This window comes from Nannocystis pusilla (assembly GCF_020073745.1).
GTDB classification, from domain to species: Bacteria; Myxococcota_A; Polyangia; order Nannocystales; family Nannocystaceae; genus Nannocystis; species Nannocystis radixulma.
Map to the genome: position 1 here is coordinate 303312 of NZ_JAIRAU010000005.1, position 24774 is coordinate 328085.

Annotated in this window: 21 protein-coding genes; 15 read left to right on the forward strand and 6 right to left on the reverse strand. The window is 71.0% G+C overall.

The features are described from left to right. Nucleotides 1-3 precede the first annotated feature (3 nt). The gene (locus tag K7C98_RS09140; protein WP_224191195.1) at nucleotides 4-822 is read left to right on the forward strand and encodes a hypothetical protein; all 819 of its coding nucleotides are present in this window, start codon (nucleotides 4-6) and stop codon (nucleotides 820-822) included. A gap of 131 nt (nucleotides 823-953) precedes the next feature. Here K7C98_RS09140 and K7C98_RS09145 read toward each other — a convergent pair whose 3' ends face one another. After that, a complete protein-coding gene (locus K7C98_RS09145) occupies nucleotides 954-2222 on the reverse strand; it encodes a flavohemoglobin expression-modulating QEGLA motif protein (protein ID WP_224191196.1) in 1269 nt (422 codons plus the stop codon). A gap of 235 nt (nucleotides 2223-2457) precedes the next feature. Between K7C98_RS09145 and K7C98_RS09150 the strand changes: the two genes are divergently transcribed. Then, nucleotides 2458-2970: a hypothetical protein gene (locus K7C98_RS09150; RefSeq protein WP_224191197.1), complete on the forward strand. Its 513-nt coding sequence runs from the start codon at nucleotides 2458-2460 to the stop codon at nucleotides 2968-2970. A gap of 104 nt (nucleotides 2971-3074) precedes the next feature. On the opposite strand, the gene K7C98_RS09155 is transcribed toward K7C98_RS09150, so the two are convergent. Together K7C98_RS09155 and K7C98_RS09160 are read right to left on the reverse strand one after the other, a co-directional pair. Continuing rightward, complete coding sequence (locus K7C98_RS09155; protein ID WP_224191198.1) at nucleotides 3075-4613, reverse strand: YifB family Mg chelatase-like AAA ATPase; 1539 nt, start codon at nucleotides 4611-4613, stop codon at nucleotides 3075-3077. A 241-nt stretch (nucleotides 4614-4854) separates the two neighbouring features. Then, the gene (locus K7C98_RS09160) at nucleotides 4855-5163 is read right to left on the reverse strand and encodes an SCP2 sterol-binding domain-containing protein (protein ID WP_224191199.1); all 309 of its coding nucleotides are present in this window, start codon (nucleotides 5161-5163) and stop codon (nucleotides 4855-4857) included. Nucleotides 5164-5351: 188 nt separating this feature from the next. On the opposite strand from K7C98_RS09160, the gene K7C98_RS09165 reads away from it, so the two are divergent. The 10 genes from K7C98_RS09165 to K7C98_RS09210 all read left to right on the forward strand — a co-directional run bounded on the left by K7C98_RS09165 (nucleotide 5352) and on the right by K7C98_RS09210 (nucleotide 16524). Next, nucleotides 5352-6218, forward strand: coding sequence for an SDR family oxidoreductase (locus K7C98_RS09165; RefSeq protein ID WP_224191200.1), 867 nt, complete (start codon nucleotides 5352-5354; stop codon nucleotides 6216-6218). A gap of 13 nt (nucleotides 6219-6231) precedes the next feature. Next, complete coding sequence (locus tag K7C98_RS09170) at nucleotides 6232-7860, forward strand: acyl-CoA carboxylase subunit beta (RefSeq protein WP_224191201.1); 1629 nt, start codon at nucleotides 6232-6234, stop codon at nucleotides 7858-7860. 61 nt (nucleotides 7861-7921) lie between these two features. Beyond that, nucleotides 7922-9079, forward strand: coding sequence for an acyl-CoA dehydrogenase family protein (locus K7C98_RS09175; protein ID WP_224191202.1), 1158 nt, complete (start codon nucleotides 7922-7924; stop codon nucleotides 9077-9079). Nucleotides 9080-9085: 6 nt separating this feature from the next. Continuing rightward, nucleotides 9086-9916: an enoyl-CoA hydratase/isomerase family protein gene (locus tag K7C98_RS09180; protein WP_224191203.1), complete on the forward strand. Its 831-nt coding sequence runs from the start codon at nucleotides 9086-9088 to the stop codon at nucleotides 9914-9916. After that, nucleotides 9913-11907 (forward strand): biotin carboxylase N-terminal domain-containing protein, encoded by a 1995-nt coding sequence (locus K7C98_RS09185; RefSeq protein WP_224191204.1) that lies wholly within the window; start codon nucleotides 9913-9915, stop codon nucleotides 11905-11907. Before K7C98_RS09180 ends, K7C98_RS09185 begins: the two co-directional genes overlap by 4 nt. 18 nt (nucleotides 11908-11925) lie before the next feature. Next, nucleotides 11926-12258 (forward strand): addiction module protein, encoded by a 333-nt coding sequence (locus tag K7C98_RS09190; protein ID WP_224191205.1) that lies wholly within the window; start codon nucleotides 11926-11928, stop codon nucleotides 12256-12258. Nucleotides 12259-12280: 22 nt separating this feature from the next. Beyond that, nucleotides 12281-12673, forward strand: a complete 393-nt coding sequence (locus K7C98_RS45465; protein ID WP_224191206.1) for a type II toxin-antitoxin system RelE/ParE family toxin — start codon at nucleotides 12281-12283, stop codon at nucleotides 12671-12673. Continuing rightward, a complete protein-coding gene (locus K7C98_RS09200) occupies nucleotides 12555-13421 on the forward strand; it encodes a 3-keto-5-aminohexanoate cleavage protein (protein WP_224191207.1) in 867 nt (288 codons plus the stop codon). Before K7C98_RS45465 ends, K7C98_RS09200 begins: the two co-directional genes overlap by 119 nt. A gap of 142 nt (nucleotides 13422-13563) precedes the next feature. Continuing rightward, nucleotides 13564-14700: an acyl-CoA dehydrogenase family protein gene (locus tag K7C98_RS09205; RefSeq protein WP_224191208.1), complete on the forward strand. Its 1137-nt coding sequence runs from the start codon at nucleotides 13564-13566 to the stop codon at nucleotides 14698-14700. A gap of 36 nt (nucleotides 14701-14736) precedes the next feature. Then, nucleotides 14737-16524, forward strand: coding sequence for an AMP-dependent synthetase/ligase (locus K7C98_RS09210; RefSeq protein WP_224191209.1), 1788 nt, complete (start codon nucleotides 14737-14739; stop codon nucleotides 16522-16524). 21 nt (nucleotides 16525-16545) lie between these two features. Here K7C98_RS09210 and K7C98_RS09215 read toward each other — a convergent pair whose 3' ends face one another. Then, a complete protein-coding gene (locus K7C98_RS09215) occupies nucleotides 16546-18135 on the reverse strand; it encodes a glycoside hydrolase family 10 protein (RefSeq protein ID WP_224191210.1) in 1590 nt (529 codons plus the stop codon). A 175-nt stretch (nucleotides 18136-18310) separates the two neighbouring features. Between K7C98_RS09215 and K7C98_RS09220 the strand changes: the two genes are divergently transcribed. Beyond that, on the forward strand, nucleotides 18311-18826 hold the full coding sequence (locus K7C98_RS09220) for a hypothetical protein (RefSeq protein WP_224191211.1): 516 nt from the start codon (nucleotides 18311-18313) through the stop codon (nucleotides 18824-18826). A 9-nt stretch (nucleotides 18827-18835) separates the two neighbouring features. On the opposite strand, the gene K7C98_RS09225 is transcribed toward K7C98_RS09220, so the two are convergent. Continuing rightward, the gene (locus tag K7C98_RS09225) at nucleotides 18836-20671 is read right to left on the reverse strand and encodes a UbiD family decarboxylase (protein WP_224191212.1); all 1836 of its coding nucleotides are present in this window, start codon (nucleotides 20669-20671) and stop codon (nucleotides 18836-18838) included. A gap of 70 nt (nucleotides 20672-20741) precedes the next feature. Beyond that, nucleotides 20742-21662 (reverse strand): hypothetical protein, encoded by a 921-nt coding sequence (locus K7C98_RS09230; RefSeq protein WP_224191213.1) that lies wholly within the window; start codon nucleotides 21660-21662, stop codon nucleotides 20742-20744. A gap of 279 nt (nucleotides 21663-21941) precedes the next feature. Here K7C98_RS09230 and K7C98_RS09235 point away from each other — a divergent pair, with 279 nt between their 5' ends. Further along, complete coding sequence (locus tag K7C98_RS09235; RefSeq protein ID WP_224191214.1) at nucleotides 21942-22808, forward strand: nitrilase-related carbon-nitrogen hydrolase; 867 nt, start codon at nucleotides 21942-21944, stop codon at nucleotides 22806-22808. A 99-nt stretch (nucleotides 22809-22907) separates the two neighbouring features. Next, nucleotides 22908-24281, forward strand: a complete 1374-nt coding sequence (hydA, locus tag K7C98_RS09240) for a dihydropyrimidinase (protein ID WP_224191215.1) — start codon at nucleotides 22908-22910, stop codon at nucleotides 24279-24281. Nucleotides 24282-24774: the final 493 nt, after the last annotated feature.

Sequence of the window (24774 nt, forward strand, 5' to 3'; positions counted from 1 at the left end):
GTCATGCACGCGCTTCGCTTCGGCCTCGCCCTCGCCGTCCTCTCCGCCTGCGGCCCCTCCGGTCGCGCCGACGACTCCAGCACCGAGACCACCCCCGCCACGCAGACCGGCGCCACGGTGACGGCCTCGACCTCGAGCAGCAGCGGCGACGTCGCGCCGACCACCACGGGCGACGCGAGCACGACGACCACCAGCGGCACGACAGACGCGCCCGGCACGATCACCGCCGTCACCTCGACGACGGAGCCGGTCACCTCGACGAGCACCGGGCCCGTCGATCCCTCGACCACCACCGACGGGCCCAAGCTCGACCTGCCGCCGGAGATGCCGATCCCGGTGGCCGACATCCCCGGCCTGGTGTCGATCACCTTCTACGAGTCGACCAGCGGCGTGATGGAGTACACCTTCCTCGTCGACGGCCCCGAGCTGAACCAGCTGCTCGTCGACCCGCTGAGCAACGCCAACCGCGACATCGAGGGCACGAGCGTCGAGTTCTACGACGTGTACTACAGCGATGTGGACGGCGTGTTCGACCCGCAGGGCAGCTACCTGACGATCGCGGGCTCGTTCGGGGCCAAGCTGCCCGCCGGCGGCGGGCTCAACCTCGCCGAGATCTCGCTCAACTTCGACAACAACGAGCTCGAGTTCGGCAGCTTCCTGGCCAGCTTCGTCGGCCTCGGCGACAACTACGTCGCCGGCTCCGAGGTCAACGCGATCGACAACAACCTCGACACCCACACGACCATGGGCAACACCGTCGACACCCCCGGCCAGCGGCTGCGGGTCACGCTCGGCTTCAAGTCGTCGCTGATGCCGGGCTGACGCCTGCTCGATCGGGCATGTCCTGACGGGCATGCGCCGACGGCCCACGCGCCCGCCGGTCACATGACCGATCGGGCATGTCCCGATCGCCACCCGCCGGGCGCTCGTGCGGCCCGGGGGCCGGAGCGGCGCTACGTCGCCATGTCGGTGGCGTCGACGGCGAAGTCGGTGAGCTCGACGCCGGTGAGGCGGAGCGAGGTGCTGAGCACCGAGTAGATGAGGAAGGCCGCCAGGGTCGCGCGGCTCTTGACCCACGCCGGCTCGAACCGCGGCGGCGCCAGCGCGCCGGCGCGGAAGAACGGGTCGAGCTCGATCGCGTCGCCGAGAGCCATGCGGCCGGAGAACAGGTGGTGCAGCAGCTCGGGCCGGCCGCTCTGGATCGCCTTGAGGAAGAAGGTGTGCACGCCGAGGAGGCCGCGCAGGTAGACGATGTCCTTGGTGAACACGACCTTGCCGGCGACGTCGCCGCCGCGGAACACCCGCGCCGCCGAGTGGAAGCTCTCGCCCGGGTCCTGGCCGGCGTCGTGGAAGAAGCGGAACAGGTCGATGAAGTCGGCGCCGGACAGCGCGAGGTCGACGGCCTTGACGCGCAGCGCGAGGCGGCGGAGGCGGGACAGGTCGATCGCGTTGGTGATCATCTCGGCGAAGGTCGCCAGGCCCTCCTGAGTGGCGGTGGTCCGCGGCGCCCCGAGGCCGAGGGAGCGCACGTGCGGCTGCTCGCGTCCATTGAGGGCGGTGAGCGAGTGGACGAACACCTCGTGCTCGACGAGCTGGGCGACGTCGTAGGTGCTGAAGGAGGTCGCGCCGCGCAAGCGCACGCGGGTCGGACCGGCCGCGGCCTTGGCCGCCATGTCGGGGTCGACGACGACGGCGAGCGGGAGGTCGCCGAACACCGGGGAGATGCGCTGGCGCAGCGCGTCGGCCGCCTGTTCCGGCGAGACGGAGAAGTCCTGCTCGGGGATGTAGCCCTCGGCGCGGAAGTCGTCGGTGAGCGCCAGGAATTGTTCGGCGGCCGAGAGGTTGCTGACCTGACCGGGCCCGACGGGGTCGCGCGGGCCGCCGTACAGCTCGATCGAGCGGACCGTGAACTCGGGCGTGCCGACCTGCTCGATCATCGCCGCGGCCAGCTTGTAGCTGCGGGCGGTGCGGTAGAGATAGCGGCCGACGGGGTGGTCTCGGTCGCACTCGCGCATGATCGAGGCCAGCGCGCGGATGTTGGAGTCGAAGCGCACGCGCGGCGGCTCCACCGCGGGCAGCCGGGGATCGCCGGCGTGCCAGCCGGCCAGGAATTCGGCGCCGACGTGCGCCGGCCAGGTCAGCTGGCTGAGCACCTTGATGTCCTTGGCGGCGTCGACCAGGCGGCCGTCGAGGTCTGCGAATTGTTCGAGCGCGGTGTCCACGAGCCTCCTCGGTGCTTGAAGATCGCACGCACCGGCTCGCTTCCCAAGGCCGCGAGTCGCGCCGATGACGCACCGGCGCTGCGCCGCACGACGCGGCGACGAGCGCCGTCGACCGTGTCTCGCGGAGCGGGCGCCACCCGCCTGCGGACACGTGTCCTCGCCGAGCGCTCCTCAGCTCACGTGGAGCCCTTGGCCGTCGGCGCGAGGCTGCATTACTCTGCTGCTCGGTCAATCCATGGTTTTCAAAGTCGGCGGAGACATCGACGCTTATTGCACCAAGTGCCGCCTCGACACGATTCACGTCGTCGTCGCGCTCAAGCCCGGCAACGAGGGACCGAAGCGGGTCGAGTGCAAGAGCTGCGGCGGGCAGCACATGTACCACGCGCCCAAGCTGCCCTCTCGGACAGAAGCGCCGAGCCAGCCGGCGGTGGTCAACCGCAGCGCGGCGGCTCGCAACCCGCCGCCGCCCAAGCCGCCCAAGCCGCCCAAGCCCGCGGCGGCCAAGGCCGCGCTCTCCGCTCCGCCGGCCGGCGCCGGCGCGCGCGAGTGGCTGCGTCGCATGGAGGACCTCGCCCACCAGGGCGGCACGCCGATCCGCGCCTACTCGATGCGCGAGACGTTCGCCGCCGGCGATCCCGTGTCGCACCCGAAGTTCGGCAAGGGCGTGGTGCTCGAGGTGATCGAGGCCAAGAAGTGCGCCATCCTGTTCGAGGAGGGCCGCAAGGTCCTCGCCATGGGCGGCACCTAGCCGCTCCTTCGGCCATGTCCTCTGCGACATGGCCGTAAGCACATGTCCCCGCGGACAGCCTCGGCTCCGAGGCGCGGCGCTCGGCTCGCGGACGGCCCGGCGCATCACCCGGGCTCCGGCAGCGCGCGCAGGTGGAGCGCCTGGGCCACGTCGGCCTCGGTCGCCGGGTCGCGCGGGCAGCGGTCGTCTTCGGCGAGGTCCGCCAGGGTGCGGGCGACTCGGCGCAGGCGGTGCTGCGCCCGCAAGCTCCAGCCGCGCCGCTCGGCGGTGGCGGCCAGGAGGCGCTCGGCACTCGGCGTCAGCGCGCACAGGCGTTCGATCGATCCCGCGGCCGCCGGCACCTCGGCGTTGGTGCGCCACGGCGTCCCGCGCAGCCGCGCCGCCTGGCGGGCTCGCGCCGTCGCCACGCGGGCCCGCACCGTCGCGGTGGTCTCGGGCGGGTCGGCCGCCTGCAGCTCCTCGGGCTTGCTCGGGGTGACCGCGACGGCCACGTCGACGCGGTCGAGCAGCGGCCCCGACACGCGCTGCTGGTAGCGCGCGACCGCACTCGGCGCGTCGACGCAGGTGCGGTCGGGGTGGCCGAGGAAGCCGCAGGGACAGGGGTTCATCGCCGCCAGCAGCTGAAAGCGAGCGGGGAAGCCGACGCTCCCGCGCGCGCGCACGATCCGGACCACGCCCTCTTCGAGTGGTTCACGCAGCGCCTCGAGGCAGCCCCGCGAGAACTCGGGCAGCTCGTCGAGGAACAGCACCCCCCGGTGGGCCAGGCTGACCTCGCCGGGGCGGAGGAATGGTCCGCCACCGAGCAAGCCGGGGACGCTCACCGTGTGGTGCGGAGCTCGCAACGGCACCTCGCGCACGAGCCCCTCGACCGCACGCAGACCGGCGACGCCGTGGATCTTCGTCACCTCGAGCGCGGCCTCGTCGTCGAGCGGCGGGTAGAGGCCGATCGCCCGCCGCGCCAGCATCGTCTTGCCGACACCGGGCGGTCCGTGCAGCAGGACGTTGTGGCCACCGGCGGCCATCACCTCGATCGCTCGCCGCGCGAGGATCAATCCCCGCACGTCGCCGAGATCGTACGGCTCACGGCGGGGACGGGGCGCCGGGTCGTCGGCCGAGTATGTATTGATCTCACGATCGCCGCGCAGGTGCGCGACCAACTGCGGCAAGTCGCGCACCGGCAGCACCGCCAGTCCGCCGAGCACCGCCGCCTCCTCCGCGCTGGCCTCGGCGACGGCCAGTGCTGTGAAACCCTGGCGGCGCGCACAATCGGCGATCACCAGAGTACCGGCCGCCGGGCGCAGCGAACCGTCGAGCGACAGTTCACCCCACAACATCAGTCCCTGCAGTCGATCGGCCGGCACGATCTCGTGACTGGCCAGCAGCGCGCATGCGACCGCGAGATCGATCCCCGGGCTGTCCTTGCGCTCGTCGGCAGGCGCGAGATTGACGACCTGCTTGCGCGGGTGCAGCTTGTGCCCGCAGTGGCCGAGCGCGCTGCGGACGCGCTCGCGCGCCTCCATGAGCGCTCCCGTCGCCCGACCGACGAGGGTAAGTCCTGGCAGTCCGAGCCCGACGTCTGCCTCCACGGTGACGACAAAGCCTTCGACGCCGAGGACGCTTGCGGAGTACGAACGAGTCAGCACACCGCGACTGCTTTCATTCGCCGTGCGACCGCCGTGGCCGAGCGATATCAACGACTTGAACGACGCGACGCGACGTTGGCGTCCAGCCGACGGGACACGACGTCCCGCCCGCTGGCCGTGTCCTCGTCGCTCGGCCGCGAGGACGAGCTCGCGGCCGCGACGATGCGCCTCGAGGCCGAGGCGCAGCAGCGGTGATGCGGGCGACGCTCGCGCGCCGCACCGAGCCGCGCCCGCGGAGCGTTCAGCTGAACAGCTTGCCGAGGCGCATGGCGACGCCCATGTCGCCCTCGATCTTGATCTTGCCGGTCATGAACGCGGTCGTCGGGTCGAGCTTCTTCGCCGCCATCTTGGCGAAGTCGTCGAGCGAGACCTTGACGGTGCACTTGGCCGGGCGGTCGGTGTTGTCGACGGTGTTGGGCGTGCTCTCGCCGTCGATGTAGAGCACCTGATTGTCGGCGAACACGAACTTGATCGTCGCCTTCAGGCCCGAGTCGGCGCCGACCTTCGCGCGGATCTCTTCGGTGAACTTTTCCAGGCTGATGTCGCTCATGACGCCTGCCTACCACAATCCTCCGGCGCCTTCGACGCCCCGGACGACCCCGGCGAGGTCCGCGAAAATCTACTCGCCGCGCCGGAGTCGTTCCATCGTCCCCCCACGTCAGCGCATACGCCGTTTGCCGGCGACCCCGCGCAAATTCCTGCTTCCCCTGGTCCCGCGCATGTGTACGATGCGGCGCCATGAGCGGATACCGTTCCGTCTTTCGTCCGGGGCTGTTCGCCGGACAGACGATCGTCGTCACCGGCGGCGGCAGCGGGATCGGTCGCTGCACCGCCCACGAGCTCGCCGCGCTGGGCGCTCACCCGGTGCTCGTCGGCCGCAAGCTCGCCAAGCTCGAGGCCACCGCCGCCGAGATCGTCGCCGACGGCGGCGAGTGCTCGTTCCACGCCTGCGACATCCGCGAGGAGGCGCAGGTGCGCGCCGTGGTGGCGGCGATCGTGGCCGCGCGCGGGCGGATCCACGGGCTCGTCAACAACGCCGGCGGGCAGTTCCCGGCCCCGCTGGCGGCGATCTCGCAGAAGGGCTTCGAGACGGTGGTGCGCACCAACCTCGTCGGCGGCTTTTTGTTCGCCCGCGAGGTCTACACGCAGTGCATGTCCGAGCACGGCGGCGCGATCGTCAACATCGTCGCCGACATGTGGCGGTCGATGCCGGGCATGGGCCACTCCGGGGCCGCGCGGGCCGGCATGGTCAACTTCACCCAGACCGCCGCGGTCGAGTGGGCGCCCTCGGGCGTGCGCGTCAACGCGGTCGCGCCGGGGTGGATCGCCTCGTCGGGCATGGACAACTACGACCCCGCGATGTTGAAGGGCCTGCTCCCGCGGCTCAAGGCGGCGGTCCCCCTGCACCGGCTCGGCACCGAGGCAGAGGTCAGCGCCGCGATCGTCTTCCTGCTCAGCGAGGCCGCCGCGTTCATCAGCGGCGCCACGCTGCGGGTCGACGGCGCCGCCCCCAATTCCAGCGCCGTGTGGCCCGCCAGCGAGCACGACCGCTCGAGCGCGTACGAGGGCTTCCACCGCGCCGAGCTCCCCGACAACCTGCGCTAAAGGCCAGCCAGTCATGCCCGTGCTCTCGTCCAGCATCGACCTCCAAGGCGACCAGTTCCAGGCGAACCGCGCCGCCCAGCTGAAGCTCATCGACGAGTTCCGCGCCGCCGAGAAGCGGGTCCGCGACAACTCCGGCAAGCAGGCCGAGAAGTTCGCCAAGCGCGGTCAGCTGCTGCCGCGCGACCGGGTGGCCCGCCTGCTCGACCGCGGCGCGCCGTTCCTCGAGCTGTCGACGCTGGCCGGCTTCAACATGCACGACGACGACGGCAAGGGCGACGCCAGCGGCGGCGGCTGCATCGTCGGCGTCGGCGTCGTGTCGGGCGTGCGGTGCATCGTCAGCGCCAGCGACAGCGCGATCAAGGGCGGCGCGATCTCGCCGATGGGCCTGCGCAAGAGCCTGCGGGCCCAGGAGATCGCGCTCGAGCACAAGCTGCCGATCATCTCGTGTGTCGAGAGCGCCGGCGCCAACCTCCTCTATCAGGCCGAGATCTTCGTCGACGGCGGGCGCGTGTTCGCCAACATGGCGCGGCTGTCGGCCGCCGGTGTCCCGCAGGTCACGATCGTCCACGGCAGCAGCACCGCCGGCGGCGCCTACCTGCCGGGCCTGTCGGACTACGTGATCGCGGTGCGCGGCCAGGCCAAGGTGTTCCTCGCCGGCCCGCCGCTGGTGGAGGCCGCGCTCGGCGAGATCGCCACCGACGAGGAGCTCGGCGGCGCCGAGCTGCACGCCACCGTCACCGGCACCGCCGAGTACATGGCCGAGAACGACGCCCACGCGCTCCACCTCGCGCGCGAGCTGATGGCCAACCTGCAGCGCGCCCCGCTCGGCCGCTTCACACATGACCTTTCGACCAGGCCGCACCGGCCGCCGCGCTACGACGTCGAGGACCTGCTCGGCATCGTCCCGGTCGACTTCAAGAAGCCGTACGACGTCCGCGAGGTGATCGCGCGCCTGGTCGACGACAGCGAGTTCTTCGAGTTCAAGGCGCTGTACGGCGCGCAGACGGTGTGCGGCCACGCCAGCATCGAGGGCCACGCGGTCGGCGTCCTCGGCAACAACGGCCCGATCAACCCCGACGGCGCCACCAAGGCCGGGCAGTTCATCCAGCTGTGCTGCCAGAGCGGCACGCCCCTGGTCTTCTTGCAGAACACCACCGGCTACATGGTCGGCACCGCCGCCGAGCGGGCCGGTATGGTCAAGCACGGCTCGAAGATGATCCAGGCGGTCGCCAACGCCGACGTCCCCAAGCTCACCGTCATCCTCGGCGGCAGCTTCGGCGCCGGCAACTACGGCATGTGCGGCCGCTCCTACGACCCGCGCTTCGTGTTCGCCTGGCCGGGCAGCCGGATCGCCGTGATGGGCGGCGAGCAGGCGGCCAAGGTCATGGAGATCATCACCACCGCCAAGTTCGCCCGGATGGGCCTGAAGGCCGACCCCGACGCGATGGCGCAGATGGGCAAGTCGATCAAGGACCGCCTCGACGCCGAGTCGACGGCGCTCTACGCCACCGCCCGGCTGTGGGACGACGGCCTCATCGACCCGCGCGACACCCGGCGCGTGCTCGCGCTGGCGCTGGCCGTCTGCCGCGAGGGCGAGGCCCGGCGCGTCCGCCCCAACACCTTCGGCGTCGCCCGCCTGTAACTTCCACGACTCCGTCGTCTCCTGTCCCTTCGAACACCCTGACCCGAGAGCCAGCTCAAGCATGCCGCTGTTCACCGACGAGCACGACCTTCTGCGCGACAGCCTGCGCAAGTTCATCGCCCGGGAGATCAACCCCTTCTGCGACGAGTGGGAGGAGGCGCGGATCTTCCCGGCGCACGAGCTGTTCAAGAAGCTCGGCAACGAGGGCTTCCTCGGCCTGACCAAGCCGACCGAGTACGGCGGCGCCGGCCTCGACTACTCCTACGCGCTGGTGATGGCCGAGGAGCTCGGGCGCGTCGACGCCGGCGGCGTGTCGCTGGCGATCGGCGTGCAGACCGACATGTGCACGCCGGCGCTGGCGCGCTTCGGCTCGGACGAGCTCAAGAAGGAGTGGCTGGCCCCGTCGATCGCCGGCGACCTGGTCGGCTGCATCGGCGTGTCCGAGGTCGGCGCCGGCTCCGACGTCGCCAGCCTCAAGACCTACGCCCGCAAGGACGGCGACGACTACGTCATCACCGGCGGCAAGATGTGGATCACCAACGGCATCCAGGCCGACTGGATGTGCTGCCTGGCCAACACCAGCGACGACAAGCCGCACAAGAACAAGACCCTGATCGTCGTCCCGCTCAACTCCAAGGGCGTCGAGCGGGCCCGCAAGCTGCACAAGCTCGGCATGTGGTCGTCGGACACCGCGCAGATCTTCTTCGACGAGGTCCGCGTCCCGCAGCGCTACGCGATCGGCCCCGAGGGCGCCGGCTTCATGCTGCAGATGCTGCAGTTCCAGGAGGAGCGGCTGTGGGGCGCCGCCAACTCGCTGACGGCGATGGACACCGCGATCGCCGAGACCATCAAGTACACCCGCGAGCGCAAGGCCTTCGGCAAGTCGATCCTCGACAACCAGGTCGTCCACTTCCGCATCGCCGAGCTGCTGACCGAGGTCGAGGCGCTGCGCGCCCTCGTCTACCGCGCCGCCGAGCTGTTCATCTCCGGCAAGGACGTCACCCGCCTCGCCTCGATGGCCAAGCTCAAGTCCGGCCGCCTCGGCCGCGAGGTCGCCGACAGCTGCCTGCAGTACTGGGGCGGCATGGGCTACATGTGGGAGTCGAAGATCTCGCGCATGTTCCGCGACTCGCGCCTGATCTCCGTCGGCGGCGGCGCCGACGAGGTCATGCTCGGCATCATCGCCAAGCTCGACGGCATCCTGCCCGGGAGAGGCTGAAGAGACATGTCTGAAACGACATTGCCCGAGTGCCAGACGCTGCTGCTGCGCCGCGAGGGCTGGCGCCTGCACGTCACCCTCAACCGCCCCGAGGCGCGCAACGCGATGTCGTTCGCGATGGTGCGCGAGCTCGGCGAGGTGTTCGCCGCGATCGCCGGCGACCGCGGGGTGCGGGCGGTGATCCTGCGCGGCGCCGGGGGCAACTTCTGCGCCGGCGGCGACATCAAGGACATGGCCGGCGCCCGCGGGGCCGAACCCGGCCCCGACGGCAAGGACCCGCTGGCGACCACCAACCGGATCTTCGGCGGCATGATGCAGCAGATCGAGGACGCCCCGCAGGCGGTGGTCGCCGTGCTCGAGGGCGCCGTGATGGGCGGCGGCTTCGGCCTGTGCTGCGTCAGCGACGTCGCCGTCGCCGCCGACGACGCCAGGCTGCGCCTGCCCGAGACCGGCCTCGGCGTGCCGCCGGCGCAGATCGCCCCGTTCATCGTCCGCCGCGTCGGCTACAGCGCCGCCCGCCGCCTCGCCGTCACCGGCGGGGCCCTCGACGCCGCCGAGGCGCTGCGCCTCGGGCTCGTCCACCACGTGACCGATCGGGCAGGTCTCGACGGACAGGTCGCCAAGGTCCTGGCCGACATCGCCCGCTGCGCCCCCGAGGCGGTCGCCACCACCAAGCGCCTGGTCCTCGCCGCCAGCGGGGCTCCCCACGGCGCCGCCCTGGCCGCCCTGCTCGACGCCGCCGCCGACGACTTCGCCCGCGCCGCTCGCGGCCCCGAGGGCGTCGAGGGCATGCTCGCATTCATTCAGAAGCGCAACGCCGCCTGGAACGACACATGACCTTCTCCACGATCCTGATCGCCAACCGCGGCGAGATCGCCTGCCGGATCATCCGCACCGCCCACGCCCTCGGCTACCGCACCGTCGCCGTCTACAGCGACGCCGACGCCGGCGCCCCGCACGTCGGCCTGGCCGACCGCGCGGTCCGGATCGGTCCGCCGCCGGTGCGCGAGTCGTACCTCGACGTCGCGGCGCTGATCGCCGCCGCCAGGAAGTCCGGCGCCGACGCGGTCCACCCCGGCTACGGCTTCCTGTCCGAGAACGACGGCTTCGCCCAGGCCTGCCTCGACGCCGGCCTCGTGTTCATCGGCCCCTCGCCGGCCGCGATCCGGGCCATGGGCAACAAGGCCGCCGCCAAGCGGGCGATGATCGCCGCCGGCGTCCCGTGCATCCCTGGCTTTCAGGACAGCAGCCCCGAGGGCCAGGCCGACGCGCGCCTCGTCGCCGAGGCCGAGCGGATCGGCCTGCCGCTCCTGATCAAGGCCGCGGCCGGCGGCGGCGGCCGCGGCATGCGGATGGTCCGCGAGTGGAGCGCCCTGCCGGCCGCGATCACGTCCGCGCGCAGCGAGGCCGAGAGCGCGTTCGGCAGCGGCGAGCTGATCCTCGAGCGCGCGATCACCAGCGGCCGTCACGTCGAGATCCAGGTGTTCGGCGACGGCCACGGCCACGCGATCCACCTCGGCGAGCGCGACTGCTCGGTCCAGCGCCGCCACCAGAAGGTCGTCGAAGAGTCGCCCTCGCCGGCCGTCTCGCCGGCCCTGCGCGCCGAGATGGGCGCCGCCGCCGTGCTCGCCGCGCGCTCGATCGACTACGTCGGCGCCGGCACCGTCGAGTTCATGCTCGATGCCGACGGCAAGTTCTACTTCCTCGAGATGAACACCCGCCTGCAGGTCGAGCACCCGGTCACCGAGCTCGTCACCGGCCTCGACCTCGTCGCCTGGCAGCTGCGCGTCGCCGCCGGCGAGCCGCTGCCGCTCACGCAGGAGCAGGTCGAGCTGCGCGGCCACGCGATCGAGGTCCGCCTCTACGCCGAGGACCCGTACGCCGGCTACCTGCCGCAGGCCGGCGAGATCGTCGCGTGGCGCCCGGCCGGCGGCGACGGCGTCCGCGTCGACCACGGCCTCCACCCCAAGCAGACCATCTCGCCCTACTACGACCCGATGATCGCCAAGGTCATCACCCACGGCCGCACCCGCGACGAGGCCCGCCGCCGCCTCGTCACCGCGCTCGGCCGCAGCGTCCTGCTCGGCCTGCCCAACAACAAGCGCTTCCTCGCCGACATCCTCCAGCACCCCGTGTTCGTCGAGGGCGGCGCCACCACCCGCTTCCTCGACGAGCACCTGCCCGCCCCCGCGCGCCCCGAGCCCGACGCCCGCGCGTGGGCGATCGCCGCCGCGATCTGGACCTTGGGACATGTCCGCGGGGACTACAGCCCGTGGCGCAGCGCCGGCCGGGCCGCCTTCCCCCTGACCCTTCGGACAGGTGAGAAGGAGCGCGAGCTGGCCGTCGACCTCGAGCCCGGCGGCATCACCACGGTCACCGTCGACGGCGCCGCCCTGCCCGTCCGCGTGCTCGCCCGCGCCGGCGTCGAGGTCCGCGTGCTCGTCGGCGACGTCCAGGAGACCGTCCACGCCGCCCTCGTCGGCGACAGGCTGTTCCTCGACGCGCGCGGCGTGCAGGCCGAGTTCGTCGAGCCGCCGCCGAAGGGCGCCGAGGCCGAGGCCAGCGCCGGCGGCGACGGCACGCTGCACGCTCCCACCAGCGGCCGCGTCGTCGCCGTCCACGTGCAGGTCGGCGACCGCGTCCGCCGCGGCCAGACCCTCGTCACCCTCGAGGCGATGAAGATCGAGAACGCCCTCGCGGTCGCGTGCGGCGGCGTCGTCACCGAGGTCAAGGTGAAGCCCGGCGACCAGGTCCCGCAAGGCCGCCTCCTCGCCGTCGTCACCCCCGACGACGGCCCCGAACCCGGCGCCGCCTCCGCCGCCGCGTGAGCGTGCTAGAGTGCCCTCATGGACCCCGCGCGCATCCTCGACGAGCTCCTGAGCCTCCCACAAGCGGAGCGCCTCGTCATCACTCGCGAGCTCTTCGCCAGCATCACCTCTCCGGAGTACGCGGCGCGGATCCTCGCGGCCGCGCTGCCGCTGCCTCCCGAACAACGGCGCGCGGTCGTCGATCAAATGCTCGCAGCATTCGAGACCCCGCTGGAACCCACGCGCGAGGACAAGTGGTTGGCCGAGGTCGAGCGTCGGTGGCACGCCGTCGAAACAGGCGTCGAGGAGACCGTGGAACACGACGAGGCACTCGAGTTCGTGTTCGGATCGCCACACAAAAAGGCCGTGTGAATCGTCGGAGCGCCTACGATGGATGGTCCGCGCACGCAACGAAGCTCGCGCAGCCTCGGACTGGTATCGAGAACAAAACCCGTACGCGGCAGAGCGGTTCGAAGGCACCCTCCGCGCCGCACTCGCAGACATCTGCGAGACGCCGCAGCGGTGGCCCGCCTGGCGCGCCACGCAGTACCGCCGGTACATCGTCCTGAACTTCCCGTACTCGATCATCTATCGCTTGCTCGATGACGGTCGCGTGCTGTGGTGGCGATCCTCCACCACGGCCGCGATCCCGACCGCCGCCTCCCGCCATGACCCACGACAAAGCGATCGTCACCTGCGCCCTCACCGGCGTGCTCACCAACCCCAAGCAGCACCCCGTGCCGGTCACCCCGGAGGAGCTCGCGCGCGCGGCCCGGCAGGCGCGTGACGCCGGCGCCTCGGTCGTGCACGTGCACTTCCGCCGGCAGGAGCCGGGCATGGGCTTCTTGCCGTCGTGGGAGCCCGAGGTCGCGGTCGCCGTGCGCGAGGCGATCCGCGCCGAGTGTCCCGACCTGATCTTCAACATGACCACCGGCGTCGTCGGCGAGGACATCAGCGGCCCCGTCGCCTGCATGCGCGCCATCAAGCCCGAGATCGCCGCCTGCAACGCCGGCAGCCTCAATTACCTCAAGGCCAAGAGCGACGGCACCTGGGCCTGGCCGCCGATGGTGTTCGACAACCCCGTCGAGAAGGTGAAGGCCTTCCTCGACGTCATGGCCGAGTGCGGCACTGCCCCCGAGTTCGAGTGCTTCGACCTCGGCATCGTCCGGTCGGTCGGTCTCTACGTCGACGTCGGTCTGGCCAAGCACCCGCACTACAACTTCGTCACCGGCGTCGCCTCCGGCATGCCCACCGATCCCGACCTCTTGCCGTTCCTGCTCAAGTACATCAAGCCGGGTTCGCGCTGGGAGGTCACCGCCATCGGCCGCGAGGAGATCTGGGCCATCCATCGCCGCGCCGCGGAGCTCGGCGGCGACCTGCGGACCGGCCTCGAGGACACCTTCTATTTGCCCGACGGCAGCCGCGCCACCACCAACGGTCAGCTCATCGACGCCCTCGTCGCCGGCGCTCGCGAGGTCGGCCGCGAGATCGCCTCGCCGGCAGAGGCTCGCGCGCGCATGCATCTGCCCGCGTGAGCCGCTGCGGTCCCACGCGCCGCGGCATCTCGAGTCGTCCTCATGCCGCGAGCGTGCGGCCTGCCCGCAGCATCTCGGCCAATAGGCCGACGAGGTGCTCCGGTCGCGGCAATGGCCCGCGGCGTGATAAAGTCGCCGCAAAATGTCCATGCTCGACGACACCGACCGGGACGCCTTGCGGGGCACCTTGCGCGCCTTCATCGAGCGCGAGGTCATGCCTCACATCGACGCGTGGGAGGAGGCGGGCGGCTTCCCGCGCGAGCTGTACCAGCGGGCCGGCGAGCTCGGGATCCTCGGCCTCGGCTTCCCCGAGGAGCTCGGCGGCACCCCGGGCGACAGCACCTCGATCATCATCCTCTGCGAGGAGTTCGCGCGCACCGGCGCCGGCGGACTGATCGCCGGCCTGTGCTCGCACGGCATCGGCGTCCCGCCCATCCTCAACCTCGGCAGCGACGAGCAGAAGCGGCGCTTCATCCCCGACGTCCTGGCCGGTCGAAAGATCGCCGCGCTCGCCGTCACCGAGCCCTCCGGCGGCTCCGACGTCGCCAACCTCAAGACCGTCGCCCGCCGCGACGGCGACCACTTCGTCGTCCACGGCAGCAAGACCTTCATCACCTCGGGCATGCGCGCCGACTACGTCACCATCGCCGTGCGCACCGGCCCGCCCGGCCTCGGCGGGATCTCGATGCTCGTCGTCGAGGCCGGCACGCCCGGGTTCACCCGCACCGCCCTCGACAAGAAGATGGGCTGGTGGTGCAGCGACACCGCCACCCTCTACTTCGACGAGTGCCGCGTCCCCGCCGCCAACCTGCTCGGCGAGGAGAACCACGGCTTCCTCGGCATCATGCAGAACTTCAACCGCGAGCGCCTCATGCTCGCGGCCATGGCCGTCGCCTTCGCCCAGGTCTGCCTCGACGAGTCGGTCGCCTACGCGCGCCAGCGCGAGACCTTCGGCAAGCCGCTCATCACCCGCCAGGTCATCCGCCACAAGCTCGTCGACATGGCGACGCGGATCCACCCGGTGTGCACCTGGCTGTACGAGCTCGCGCGGCGGGTCGACGCCGGCGAGTGGCCGATCGCCGAGATCTGCATGCTCAAGAACGCGGCGACCCAGTGCGTCGAGTTCTGCGCCAAGGAGGGCGTGCAGATCTTCGGCGGCGCCGGCTATCTCCGCGGCGCCAAGGTCGAGCGGATCTACCGCGAGACCAAGGTCCTCGCCATCGGCGGCGGCGCCGAGGAGATCATGAAGGACCTCGCCGCCAAGCAGCTCGGTTTCTGACGACCTCTCGCTCGGACTCTCACCCGCAGGAGCACCGTGGCCGCCGACACCATCCCCGCTCGTTTCTTCTCCCAGGGCCGGGCCCGTCCCGAGAGCCCGGCGTACTTCGTGCGCAAGGACGGCGCCTGGCGGCCGACCAGCTGGCGCGCGTACAACGACCAGGTCCGCACCGCCGCGCGGGCGCTCATCGCCCTCGGCCTCGAGCCCGGGCAAGGCGTCTGCATCCTCGCCTACAACCGCGCCGAGTGGGCCATCACCGCCTTCGCCGCCATGGCCGCGGGCGGCGTCCCGGCCGGCATCTACACCACCTGCTCGCCCGTCGAGGTGCAGTACATCGTCGACCACGCCGAGGCCCCGGTCGTCGTCGTCGAGGACCGCGTCCAGTACGACAAGCTCCGCGACCAGCGCGAGCGCCTGCCCGGCCTCCGCCACATCGTCCTCATGACCGGCGCCGCGCCTGCGGACGACCCCCGCGCCCTGACGTGGTCCGAATTCCTCGCCCGCGCCGACGCCGTCCCGCACGAGGCGCTCGAGCAGCGCCTGTCGGGCCTGCACGAGGACGACACCACCACGTACATCTACACCTCCGGCACCACCGGCCCGCCGAAGGCCGTCATGCTGACGCACAGGAGCATCCTGTGGACCTCCGAGGTGCTGTCGACGCTCATCGCCATCGCCCCGACCGACCGCCTCTTGTCGTACTTGCCGCTGTCGCACATCGCCGAGCAGATGCTGTCGATGCACGGCCCGGCCTGCTTCGGCCACGCGATCTACTGGGCCGAGGCGCTCGAGCGCGTGCCCGACAACCTCAAGGAGGTCCAGCCGACCGTCTTCTTCGGCGTGCCGCGGATCTGGGAGAAGTTCCACGCCGCCGTCTCGGCTCGCCTGTCCCAGGTGACAGGTACGAAGAGGAAGCTGTTCGACTGGGCCTCCGGGGTCGCCCGCCGCTACCACGCGCTCGCCAGCCGCGGCCGGCCGGTCCCGCTGGCCCTGCGCGCGCAGCACCGCCTCGCCCAGCGCCTGGTGTTCACCAAGCTCAAGGCCGCGCTCGGCCTCGGCAGCGCCCGCGCCTGCGTCTCCGGTGCGGCGCCGATCGCCGCCAACGTGCTCGAGTTCTTCGCCGGCCTCGACGTCGTCGTCGCCGAGGTCTACGGCCAGTCCGAGGACTGCGGCCCGACCACCCTCAACATCCCCGGCGCCACCAAGTTCGGCAGCGTCGGTCGACCGATCCCCGGCCTCGAGGTCAGGCTCGGCGAGGACGGCGAGATCCTGGTCCGCGGCCCCAGCGTGTTCAAGGGCTACTTCAAGGACCCGGCCGCCACCGCCGAGGCGCTGCAGGACGGCTGGCTGCACTCCGGCGACCTCGGCGCCTTCGACGAGGCCGGCTTCCTCCACATCACCGGCCGCAAGAAGGAGATCATCATCACCGCCGGCGGCAAGAACATCGCGCCGAAGAACCTCGAGGCCGCGCTCAAGGACAGCCCGCTGATCGAGGAGGCCGTCGTCATCGGCGACCGCCGCAAGTTCCTCAGCGCCCTGCTGGCGCTCGACCGGGCCGCCGCGACCCGGTGGCTCGCCGCCCAGGGCCACCCCGCCGACGAGCCGCTGCACGAGCACCCCGCGCTCGTGGCGGAGATCGGCCGGTGGGTCGAGAAGTCCGGCGAGCAGTTCGCCCGCGTCGAGCAGGTCCGCAAGTTCAAGCTGCTGCCGCGCAGCCTCAGCACCGACCACGGCGAGCTCACGCCCACGCTCAAGCTCAAGCGCAAGGTGATCGAGAAGCAGTGGGCCTCGCTGATCGAGGCGATGTACGACGGCGCGGACTGACGCCCGCCGCCGCGGCCGGGCTCAGGGCACCGTCACCAGCACGCCCTGGCTCTCGACCCCGTGCTTGCCCGCGGCGCTGATCGCCCATGTCCCCGGGGACAGGTCGATCGTCGCGGTCGCGGCCGGGACGACGCGGTCGATCACGAATTCCTGGCCCGACTGGGCGTACACCACCCACGCGCGCAGGCCCTCGGGCGCCGCGTGCGACAGCGACACCTGCGGCCCGTCGAGCGCCACGTCCGGTGGTTCGACGGCCTGGCCGGCCAGCGCCGCGATCGGCGGCGTCAAGGCCGGCGACTGGTAGAACTCGGCCTTGAACGCGTCGGTGACCCCGAGCAGGTTCTCCTGCAGCGGCGCGATCTGGAAGAAGATGTTGCCCTGCGAGCCCGAGCCGGCGAACTGGCGGCTGAGCACGATCTCCTGCTTGAACTCGTCGAGCGACCACTTCGCCTCGGTGCCGAGCTTGCTGAGGTAGTTGCCGGCGAAGATGTAGCGCCCGCCCGTGGTGATGCTCGACCACCACTCGATCAGCGTCCCGTAGGCCTGGGCCTGCTGCGTCGTCGGCCAGTACAGCTGCGGCGCGAGGTAGTCGAGCCAGCCCTCCTGCATCCACAGCAGCGGGTCGGCGTAGAGCCCCTCGTATTGGTCGAAGCCGGAGATGCCCGCGGGGATCCCGGGGCGGTAGATGCCGAACGGGCTGATGCCGTAGCGGACCCACGGCTTGATGTCCGCCACCGTGATCCCGACCGTCTCGACCATCGCGTTGACGTTGTCGCGGCGCCAGTCGGCGCGCGACAGCTGGCCGCCGCCTGCCTGATAAGCCTCCCACGTCGAATCGTCGGGGAACTCGACCCCGTCGACCGGGTACGGATAGAAGTAATCGTCGAAGTGAATGCCGTCGATGTCGTAGCGGGTCACGAGGTCGGCCACGACCGCGACCAATTGATCCTGCACCTCCACGGCGCCGGGGTCCATCCAAAGCGCGGTCCCGTACTTGTAGGCGTACTGGGGCAGCTCGGCCGCGATATGGCTATCGGCCAGCACGCTGTTGAGGCTGGCCTTGGCCCGGTATGGATTGAGCCACGCGTGGACCTCGATCCCGCGGGCGTGGCCCTCGTCGACCAGAAATTGCAGCGGGTCGACCCCGGGATCCTCCCCCTGGGTGCCTGTGAGGTAACGGCTCCACGGCTCCAGCTGCGACGAATAGACCGCATCGCCCTCCGGCCGCGCCTGGAAGACCACGGCATTGAGGCCGGCCGCCTGCACCGTATCGAGGATCGCCAGCAATTCGTCCTGCATCGCCCCCGCCGACAGCCCTTGTCCGCTGGGGAAGTTGATGTTGGAGACCGTCGCCACCCACACGGCCCGGAGCTCGCGGGCATGTGACACCGGGACCAGCTCCGCCGGCTCGTCGCCGGTTGTGCCAGTGGTTGGATCCATGCTCGTCGGGACGTCGGTCGTCGTCGTCGTCGTCGTCGTCGCCGACGACGTCGTGATCGGCGAATCGCTCGTCGTGGCCGTGGGCGAGCCGGTCGTGCCCGGATCGGTGGACGTCTCGGTGCTCGTCGCCGGGTCCTCGCCGCAGCCGGCGAGCGCCGACAACACGACCACAAATGACAATCCTGTCGAGCGAAACAGCGCCATGGCTCCCTATAACACGAGCACGCCCCGCCGGAGTTATTCAATCCGGGGGGCCTTCGAGCCCCGCCGCAAATGTGGGCGAACGCGCTTGCGCCCCCTGTCACAATTCTCCCCCTTGGTCCCCGGCTTGAGTAGGATGCCGCGCATGCGCAAGTACCCCTCCCGCATCTTCGCGGCCGTCGCGGCCGCCGGCCTCATGGCCTCCCTGAGCGCGTGCCAGGTCAAGCCCGGCGAATACCGGATCTACAAGATCACGTCGCTGCCCGAGCAGCAGGGCGCCGACTGCGGAGCCAATCCGGATCCGCGCGACACGACGACGTTCTTCGGCGCCGAGACGATCGCGCTGTTCGCCACCGACCCCGACGATTACTTCCTCGAGTTCAAGGAGTGGGTGGTCATCGGCGAGCGCTCGGGCACCGACTACACCTTCCACGGCGAGACGGTCGCGGTCGACGATCCCGGCGACGCCACGGTGACCGACAGGATCACCCTCGACGTCGCCATCTCGATCAAGGGCTACAAGATCACCGGCGACTGGGTCGCCTTCCAGTCGAAGCAGTGCCAGGGTGACTGTGACCTGCACCCCGCCTACCAGTGCACGACCACCGGCTCGTTCTTCGGCGCGGAGATCAAGGACGTCGAGCTCGAGCGCGGCGTCTGAGCCCCCCTCTCAGTACAGCCCGTGCAGCGGCCCGCCCGGGGCCGCGAGTTCGAGGACTCGGCGGGTCACCGCCGGGTCCTCGAGCAATTGCGGGGCGTGATGCGGCTTGCGCCGCGCGTCGACCACCAGCGACCCCTCGCAGCCCCAGTGCTTGTGGACCGTGCGCGCGGCGACCCCCTCGATGTCGACCGCCGGGTTCATGCGGGTGAAGGTCACCCACAGGAAGTTGTTCAGCGTCCGCGCCGCGAACTCGCTGTCGTCGACCAGCACCACCAGCGGGAAGCGGTTGATCGCGTCGTCGACCGCGAGCGCCGCGCAGAACCGCTGCGGCGCGCCGTCCCCGGCCTCCGCGCACGCGGGGCTGGCGACCGCCAGCACGCCGGGCAGGCACACCCGCGGCGCCGAGAAGCCGGGCGGCAGCCGCAGGTCGGGCGGCACCTCGACCGGCAGCGCGCGCCGCTTCGGGCCCACCGCGGCGATCACCACCTTGCTGCCGACGTTGAGCCCGGCGCCCGAGTAGTCGAGCGTGTCGATGGTCGTCTCGGTGTGGAAGTGCAGGTCGCGGCGCCAGTCGACGCGCTCGAGGACATGTCCGAAGAAACCTGGCACATCGTGCAGGTCGAGCCCCGGCGCGTCGTCGGCGGCGGCGATCACCAGCACCTTGGCCAGCGACATCTGGCCCTGGCCGAGGATCGCGCTGGCCTGGGTGAGCAGCTCGGCCGGGCGCTCGCGCGGCGCGTAGGGCGTGTAGCGCTCGCTGCCCAGCGCCAGCAGCAGCGGGTGGACGCCGGCCGCGTCGACCGCGTGGACCCCGTGCACGCCGGGGATGACCGCGGGGATCGCCGGCCCCGTGATCTCGTGGATGATCGCGCCGAACTGCGTGTCCTCCTGCGGCGGGCGCCCGACCACCGTGAACGGCCAGATCGCGTCCTCGCGGGCGTAGACCCGCTCGACCCGCAGCACCGGGAAGTCGTGCGCCAGGCTGTAGTAGCCGAGGTGGTCGCCGAACGGCCCCTCGGGCAGGCGCAGCTCGGGATCGACGGTGCCGCAGATGACGAAGTCGGCCTCGCCGGCGAACGGCAGCTCACCTGGCCTTTGGACCATCCGCACGCGACGCCCGGCCAGCGCCCCCGCGAACGCCAGCTCCGGCAGCCCCTCGGGCAGCGGCATCACGGCCGCGAGCGTCATGGCCGGCGGCCCGCCGACGAAGATGTTGACCCGCAGCGGCTCGCCGCGGCGGATCGCCGCCGCGTGGTGGACCCCGATCCCGCGGTGGATCTGGTAGTGCAGCCCGATCTGGCGGTCCTGCGCGTAGCGGCCCCCGGCCAGCTGCACGCGGTACATCCCGAGGTTGCTCTTCATCCACCCGGGCCGCTCGGGGTCCTCGCTGTACACCTGCGGCAGAGTGATGAACGGCCCGCCGTCGAGCGGCCACGACACCTGCTGCGGCAGGTCGGAGATCCGGATCTCCCGCGCCATGACGGGGCCCGAGCGGACGAACTTGGGCCGCGCGTGCCAGCCTGCGCGTACCAGGCCGACGTAACGCCACGGCCGGCGCATCACCGCCCCTGGGTCGCCGCGCAGCGCCACCAGCTGCTTCACCCGCTCCAGCGTGTCGCGGAACAAGAACCGCGTGCGCGTGGCCGTCCCGAACAGGTTGCTGACCATCGGGAAGGCGCTGCCCTTGACCCGCGTGAACAGCAGCGCCGGACCGCCGGCCTCGTAGACGCGGCGCTGGATCTCCGCGGCCTCGAGGTTCGGGTCGATCTCGACGTCGATGCGCGCGAGGTGGCCGTGCCGTTCGAGGTCGGCGACACACTCGCGCAGCGATCGATACACGCTCATTCCGCCGTCGTGGCAGTACGTGGATGCGCAGGCGGCGCCTATCCTTCAGGACAGGCGCCGCGGCGCGCGCCTAGCCCATGCAGACGGAGCCGACCAGCGCGCCCATGTCGAGGTCGACCGAGGGGTCGGTGCAGGTCTGGCCGGGGTCGCAGTCGGAGTCGGCGTTGCACTCGCCGCACACGCCGAGCTTGAGCAGGCCCATGACGCTGGCCTCGCCGCAGAAGCCCGACATGCAGGCCTTGTTGCCCGCCGGGTTGCCGCCGTCGTCCTCGAGCGAGCAGCCGTTGTTGTTGGCGATCGAGGCGTCGGCCACGCAGTCGAGCTTGCCCTTGAAGTTGGGCACGTCGTAGGTCGGCGTGCAGTTGGCGAGGGCCGCGTCGGTGCAGTCGGCGTTGACCTTGCACTGGCCGCAGGTGGCGACGGTGATGATGCCGGGGACCTCGAGCAGCGTGCCGCAGATGCCGTTGGCGGCGTCGACGCAGACATCGTCGCTCATGCAGCCCTCGCCCGGGCCGCCCTCGTTGCAGGTGGCGCCGACGCCGGCGATCGGGTTGGGCACGGAGCAGCCGCCGGGCGAGCAGTCGGCGTCGACGAGGCACTCGCCGCAGAAGCCGCCGAGCGCCGGGACGACGAAGCACTTCTCGGTGTCGCAGCCGCAGCCGGACGGGTCGGTGCACGGGCTGTTGACCGGCTGGCCCTCCATGTCCTGGCAGGCCGGCGGCTCGGTCGTCACCGTGGTGTTCGTCGTCGTCGTCGTCGTCGTCGGCTCCGCCGTCGTCTCCGTCTCGCCCTCGGTCGTCGTCGTCGTCGGCTGCGTCGTCGTCGGCATGTCCGACGTCGTGTCGCCCACGGTCCCCGTGGAGGTCGTGGGCATCTGGCTGGTCGTATCGGTAGCCGAGGCCGAGGTCCCCTTGTCGTCGCCGCAGGCGACCGTGGTCAAGGAAAGCGCCAGCGCGCTGGCGAAGAGGAAGCGCAGGTTGGTACAGGTCATCGCGGTCTCCGTTGGGGTAGGTCCCCGAACTCGATTAGGCTGCTCGTGTCGTGAGGATTCGGTGCAAGGGCGTCTGGCGCGCTCAACCGTGAACTTCAGGCCTGCAGAGGGCCCTCGGGGCCGGCGGGGCCGTGAACGCTTCGTCATGAAACGGGGCCGAGACGGGGCCCTTGTGGGATCTTCGCCTTAGTACTCCGCTCCTCACCGCCGGGCAAGTCCTTCTCCGAAAGCCCCGCGAACCGCGCGCGACCGGAGCCGACTTGAGCTAGAGTTTTGCCGATGAACCCCACCGTCCGCTGCGGCCTCATCCAGTGCAGTAACCCCATCAACGACGAGAGTGTCCCGGTCAAGCAGATCCAGCAGGCCATGCTCGACAAGCACCTGCCCTTCTTGAAAGAGGCCGGAAAGCGCGGCGTGCAGATCCTCTGCCTGCAAGAGATCTTCAACGGGCCGTACTTCTGCCCCGGTCAAGATCGCCGCTGGTACGCGGCCGCCGAGCCGATTCCGGGGCCCACGACCGCGCTGATGCAGGAGTACGCGAAGTCACTCGGCATGGCCATTGTCGTGCCTCTCTACGAAGAGGCGATGCGCGGCGTCTACTACAACACCGCGGCGGTGGTCGACGCCGACGGCACGTACCTCGGCAAGTACCGCAAGCAGCACATCCCGCAGACCTCGGGCTTCTGGGAGAAGTTCTTCTTCAAGCCCGGCGACCTCGGATACCCGGTCTTCCGCACCCAGTTCGCCACCATCGGGGTCTACATTTGCTACGACCGCCACTTCCCGGAGGGGGCGCGAGCCCTCGGTCTCAACGGCGCCGAGATCGTGTTCAACCCGAGCGCGACGGTGGCGGGATTGAGCCAGTACCTGTGGAAGCTGGAGCAGCCGGCCCACGCGGTCGCCAACGGTTATTACGTCGGCGCCATCAACCGCGTCGGCACCGAGGCCCCGTGGAACATCGGCAAGTTCTACGGCCACAGCTACTTCGTCGACCCGCGCGGCCGCTTCCTCGCCGAGGGCAGCGAGGACAACGACGAACTCGTGGTCGCCGACCTCGACCTCGCCGTCATCGACGAGGTCCGGCAAGTCTGGCAGTTCTACCGCGACCGTCGCCCCGAGACCTACGGCGACCTCACGCGCCTGTGAGCCTCGTCGCGTCCCCTGGGCCCGGGCCGTCCGGTTCGCTCCTGCACCGCCCTCGGGCCCGCACCGCCCATCGCAACCCCATCCTCCCCGAGGTCTCGCATGCCCGGCATCGTCATCCGCAACGGTCAAGTCGTCACCGCCCTCGATCAATACGTCGCCGACATCTACTGTGACGGCGGCAAGATCGTCGCCATCGGCGAGCGCCTCGACGTGCCCGCCGGCACCGAGGTCGTCGACGCCTCCGGCCAGTACGTGTTCCCGGGCGGCATCGACGCCCACACGCACATGGAGCTGCCGTTCATGGGCACCGTCAGCTCCGACGACTTCTTCACCGGCACCGCCGCCGGCGTCGCCGGCGGCACCACCACGATCATCGACTTCATCATCCCGAGCCGCAACCAGAGCCTCATCGAGGCCCGCGACTTCTGGATGAACAACGCCAAGAAGGCCTGCGCCGACTACGGCTTCCACATGGCCGTCACCTGGTACGGCGAGCAGGTCGAGCAGGAGATGCGCCGCGTCCACCGCGAGGACGGCATCTCCTCGTTCAAGGTGTTCATGGCCTACACCGGCGCGATCGGGGTCGACGACGACGAGATGATCGGCGTCATCGACACCGCCGCCGACCTCGGCGCGCTGGTCACCGCCCACTGCGAGCACGGCCTCGCCGTGCAGGCCCTGCAGCGCAAGCTGGTCGCCCAGGGCAAGACGGCCCCGCGCTACCACGCCGAGAGCCGCCCGTCGTGGGTCGAGGGCGAGGCGACGAACCGCGCGATCATGCTGGCCAAGTGCTCCGGCCAGCCGATCTACATCGTCCACCTCACCTGCAAGGAGTCGCTCGACGCGGTGGTGCGCGCGCGCCAGGAGGGCCAGCTGGTCTACGTCGAGACCTGCCCGCAGTACCTCCTGCTCGACGACAGCGTCTACGACAAGCCCGACTTCGAGGGCGCGGCCTACGTCATGAGCCCGCCGATCCGCCCGAAGGGCCACCAGGACGCGCTGTGGCACGCGCTGTCGTGCGGCCTCATCCACCACGTCGCCACCGACCACTGCCCGTTCCGCCAACATGACCAAAAGGTCATGGGCCTGCACGACTTCACCAGGATCCCCAACGGCGCCGCCGGCATCGAGAACCGCATGGCGCTGATGTACACCTACGGCGTCGCCGCCGGCCGCCTCACCCTGCAGCAGCTCGTCGACGTGTGCTGCACCCAGCCGGCCAAGATCTTCGGCCTCTACCCGCGCAAGGGCGCGATCCGGGTCGGCTCCGACGCCGACCTGTTCGTCTACGACCCCGCCGCGCGCTCGACCATCAGCGCCAGCACCCACCGCCAGCGGGTCGACCGCAACATCTTCGAGGGCTTCGAGATCCGCGGCGCCGTCACCAGCACCGTGGTCGCCGGCAAGCTCGCGTTCACGAACGGCGACCTCCGGGTCGAGCGCGGCGCCGGTCGCTACCTCCACCGCACCTGAGGCCGCCTGTCCTTCGGGTCCTGCTCTTTAAAGCAGGCCCGATAGGACCTGCGCCTTCAGCCAGTCCCGATCCGTCGCCCGGGCCCGCGCGCTGGCGCGCCTCCGTCGCATGTCCCTCGCAGCAGGTCCGGAGGACCAGCTCGACCGACGAGCGCCGCGCCATCACCACGGCCGCGGCGCTCGTGCGCAGGCGCGGACCGGCGAGCGGATGTCCGTCGCAGCAGGCCCGGAGGGCCAGCTCGGGCGCCGGTCCGAGCGGCGACCGACGAGCGCCGCGCGAAACGCCACGGCCGCGGTGCGCAGGCGCGGACCGGCAGCCGGATGTCCTTCGCGGCAGGTCCGGAGGGACAGCCTCGGTGTGGGCTCGCGCGGGTGCACGACGCCTCGCCGCTCCTGCCGGCCGCAGCAGCGCCCCGCGGCGTGAATTTTGCGGATCGGCGCGTCCTGTCCCCCGGACCATCCTCGTTCATGCCCATCGCGGCTGTCACTTGCG